The sequence below is a fragment of the Kitasatospora putterlickiae genome, assembly GCF_039527695.1.
Classification (GTDB): Bacteria; Actinomycetota; Actinomycetes; order Streptomycetales; family Streptomycetaceae; genus Kitasatospora; species Kitasatospora putterlickiae.
The window spans coordinates 5,781-9,564 of sequence record NZ_BAAAKJ010000122.1; the positions used below are offsets into that span (position 1 = coordinate 5,781).

A 3,784-nucleotide genomic window follows, 5' to 3' on the forward strand; every position below is an offset into this window, starting at 1 on the left:
AGCCCGTGGGCCGCCGGGTCGAAGTCGCACTCGGCGGCGATCCGGGACCGGAACCCGGCGGGGTCGAAGAGCGTGATGCCCCGGGTCGCCGTCCGCCCGGCGGTGAGGAGCTCCCAGAACGCCGGGACTCCGACCCCTCCGGGCGCGACCACGCCGATTCCGGTGACGGCGACCCGACGGCGGCTCACGAGCTCACCTTGGCGTGTTCCGGCGGGCCGGAATTGACCACCGGCCCGGTCTCCTCGGTGTCGACGTGGCCGAGTTCGGGGCGCGGCGCCAGCGGGCCGAGGTGGAAGACCATCTTGGCCACCGAGTCGCCGACGTTGCGGAACCGGTGGCGCATGTTGATCGGGATCATCAGGCCCTGCTCGGGCTTGAGCACCCGGGTCTCGCCGTCCAGGTCCACCTCCAGGTCGCCGGTGACGACGAACACGAACTCCTCGGAGTACGGGTGGTAGTGCTCGCCGATCCGCTCGCCGGGCCGCACGATGGCCAGGCCCATGAACCCGCTGGTGGCACCGCAGGTGGTCGGGGTGAGCATGGCGCGCAGGTCGCCGCCGCGCCGGCGGTTCTCCGGCGCCTCGGAGACGTGCACGATCCGTGGGTACTGCGTGGACATGGTTTCTTCCTTCTCTCGCCGGAACTTCCGGTGCCGGGGTGCGGTGGTGGTCAGGAGTCCTGGGACGTCCGGTCGGTGACCGGGTTCATGCTGCGGGCGGCGAGGAACGCGCGCAGTCCGGCGTCGGTCCGCAGGTCGCCCTCCGGGCCGAGGTCGAGCAGCCGGCCCAGCACGGTGGCCTCGCGCTCGCCGGCCACGCCGAGCGCCGCCCCCGGGTCCGCCTCCGGGGGCAGCCGCAGGTCCACCAGGCGCACCACGACGTCCTCCCGGTGGAAGACGGTGCTCCCGGCGACCGGGCCGGTCGGGTCGGCGGTGGCCAGGTCGTCGTACTCGGCGAGCACGTCGACGACCGCCTTCCCCTTGCCGGGCTTCACCGGGTACAGCACGGCGTGCCGGTGCGGCCGCCCGGAGGCGGGGGAGCCGGCGACGGCCTGGTTGGCGGCCGGCAGCGCGGCCCGGGCGAAGAAGGCGCGCGCGGCCTGCGGGTCGCCCAGCTGGCGGGCCTCCTCCAGGTACGGGTTGATCGCCTCCTCGACGGCCCGCACCTCGGGCTGCATGGCGACGTGCCGCAGCGCGTCGCCGAGGCTGCCGATCACCTCGACCGCGCGGACCACCCGGTTGCCGTGCATGAACAGCGAGGTGCGGCGCAGCCGGGTGTGCTCGTCCACCTCCGCCCGGGGGGAGGTGTAGCCGGACAGGATCCGGGCCACCTCGGGTTCGCTGCCGGGCGCGACGGTGAAGGTGAGCGCGTGCCGGACCACGCCGTCCGGGCCGGGGTCGGCCTTGGGCGGGCCGGCCTGGCCGGTGGGGGCGGTGCGCGGCAGGTCGGCCGGCACCTCCTGCGGCGGGTGGCTGCCGGTGGCGCCGGCGGCGGAGGTCTCCCGGAGGATGGCGTAGCGCAGGGAGCGGAAGGTGTCGCTGACGCAGCCGTGCATCGGCTTGACCATCTCCCGGTGGGCCGGGCTGTCCACCCACTCCAGGAAGGTCTCCTGGTCCTCCCACTCGCTGGTGATGAGCCACTGGCGGGGGTCGTTGATGGACTGGCAGAGCTGGTCGCTGACGTGGCCGGGCACGGTCGCGACCTGGTGGCGGAGCTTCTCGTACACGTCCATGAAGCGCTGCTGGGCGCCGTCCTGGATCTCCAGCATCAGCACCACCCGCAGGCGGGTCTCGGAGGAGGAGTGCTGCCGCGCGGGCGGTTCGGACAGAGTCGTCATGATCCACTTTCTGCTTCTGGGCCGCACGCGTCGGGGGCCGCGTGCGGCGGCGCCGGTGCCGGAGGGGGCCGCGCGGGCCCCCGGGGTGCTGTGGTGGCCGTCGGCCACCAGGCCTGAGGTCGATCGTGCGCGGCGCTTCCGGGTGGCGCGAGATATGCGGGCCATCCGGGCGAAGAGACGGCACAACACGTCCGGCGCGGGGGACGTTAGGACCGGGCCGCCGTGCCCGCGGGCCGCTCAGCAGGCCCCGCCGAGCCCCGCATTCGGCCCCGAACTCCCGTACAGGCTGGAGCAATTGATGAATCCGAAGGTGGACGACCGGGTACCGGTCCTGATCGTCGGCGGCTCGCTGGTCGGGCTGTCGGCCTCGCTCTTCCTGGGCCGACTGGGTGTCAGGCACCTGCTGGTCGAGAAGCACGCCGACACCTCGCGTCACCCGCGTGGCCGAGGCAACAACGTGCGGACGATGGAGCTGTACCGGGTGGCCGGGATCGAGACGGCGATCCGCGAGGCGGCGTCCGTGCTGGCCCCGAACCACGGCATCCTGCAGGCCCCCTCGCTGACCGGCGAGGAGCAGGAGTGGCTGTTCCGGGAGATCGACCCGGGCGGGCGGCTGGGCCGGTTCAGCCCCAGCTCCTGGTGCCTGTGCAGCCAGAACGACCTGGAACCGGTGCTGCGCCGCGCGGCCCGCGAGCTGGGTGCCGAGATCCGCTTCGGCACCGAGCTGGTCTCCTTCGAACAGGACGCCGACGGGGTGAGCGCGCTGCTGCGCAGCCGGGAGACCGGCGAGGAGCGGGTGGTCAGGGCGGAGTACCTGGTCGCGGCGGACGGCCCGCGCAGCCCGGCCCGCACCCGGCTGGGCATCGGCCAGAGCGGCAAGGGCGAGCTGTTCCACAACGTCAGCATCACCTTCCGGGCGAAGCGGCTGGCCGAGGTGGTGGGCGACCGCCACTTCATCGCCTGCTACCTCACCGACCCGGAGGCGGACGGCGCCCTGCTGCCGGTCGACAACCGGGAGGAGTGGGTGTTCCACGCGCCCTGGCACCCGGAGCGCGGCGAGCCGCTGGAGGCGTTCACCGACGAGCGCTGCGCCCGGCACATCCGGGCCGCCGTCGGGATGCCCGAGCTGGACGTCGAGGTGACCGGCATGGCGCCGTGGCACGCCGCCGAGCGGGTCGCCGACCGCTACTCGGAGGGGCGGGTGTTCCTGGCCGGGGACTCGGCGCACGAGATGTCCCCGACCGGCGCGTTCGGCTCCAACACCGGCATCCAGGACGCGCACAACCTGGCGTGGAAGCTCGCCGCGGTGCTCTGCGGCTGGGCCGGGCCCGGCCTGCTGGAGAGCTACGGGCGGGAGCGCCGGCCGGTGGCGCGGGTGACCGGCGAGCGCGCCTCGGCCCGCTCCGCCGAGCACAGCCACCCCGGCTACGCCGCCGTCCCGGGCGTCGGCCGGCAGGCCGGGGTGCTGGCGGTGGCGCTGGGCTACCGTTACCGGGACGGCGCGGTGGCCGGCGGCGACCCGGCCGGCCCGGTGGTCCCGGAGGCCTTCGAGTCCGCGGGCGAGCCGGGCAGCCGGGCGCCGCACCAGTGGCTGCTGCGCGCGGGCGTGCGGCTGTCCACCCTCGACCTGTACGAGCAGGCGATGGTGCTGCTGACCGGCTCGGCGGGCACCGCCTGGCGGGACGCGGCCCGCCGGGCGGCCGACCGGCTGGCCGTTCCGCTGGACGCCTACCGGATCGGCGACGGCGCGGACGACGACCTGGCCCCCGAGCCGGGCACCGACTTCGCCGCCCTGCACGGCATCGCTCCGGACGGCGCCCTGCTGGTGCGCCCGGACGGCTTCGTCGCCTGGCGCGCGGAGCACCGGGGCGACGACCCCGAGGCGGCCGTCGAGCACGCCCTGCGGACGGTGCTCTCGCTCTGAGCCCCGCCCCGGCGGCGAGTGGAC

At 74.9% G+C, this 3,784-nt stretch carries 4 protein-coding genes; 1 reads left to right on the plus strand and 3 read right to left on the minus strand.

Annotated elements, in window-relative coordinates; all coding sequences use genetic code 11:
- The 3 genes from ABD308_RS12705 to ABD308_RS12715 form a co-directional block, all read right to left on the minus strand.
- Positions 1–188 (minus strand): beta-ketoacyl synthase N-terminal-like domain-containing protein (locus ABD308_RS12705; RefSeq protein WP_344332808.1); only part of this gene is annotated, 188 nt, incomplete at its 3' end.
- Positions 185–619: a cupin domain-containing protein gene (locus ABD308_RS12710; RefSeq protein WP_344332809.1), complete on the minus strand. Its 435-nt coding sequence runs from the start codon at positions 617–619 to the stop codon at positions 185–187. The genes ABD308_RS12705 and ABD308_RS12710, both read right to left, overlap by 4 nt.
- A 50-nt stretch (positions 620–669) precedes the next feature.
- Positions 670–1,836, minus strand: coding sequence for a SchA/CurD-like domain-containing protein (locus tag ABD308_RS12715; protein ID WP_344332810.1), 1,167 nt, complete (start codon positions 1,834–1,836; stop codon positions 670–672).
- Positions 1,837–2,134: 298 nt separating this feature from the next.
- Here ABD308_RS12715 and ABD308_RS12720 point away from each other — a divergent pair, with 298 nt between their 5' ends.
- On the plus strand, positions 2,135–3,760 hold the full coding sequence (locus tag ABD308_RS12720) for an FAD-dependent oxidoreductase (RefSeq protein WP_344332812.1): 1,626 nt from the start codon (positions 2,135–2,137) through the stop codon (positions 3,758–3,760).
- Positions 3,761–3,784: the final 24 nt, after the last annotated feature.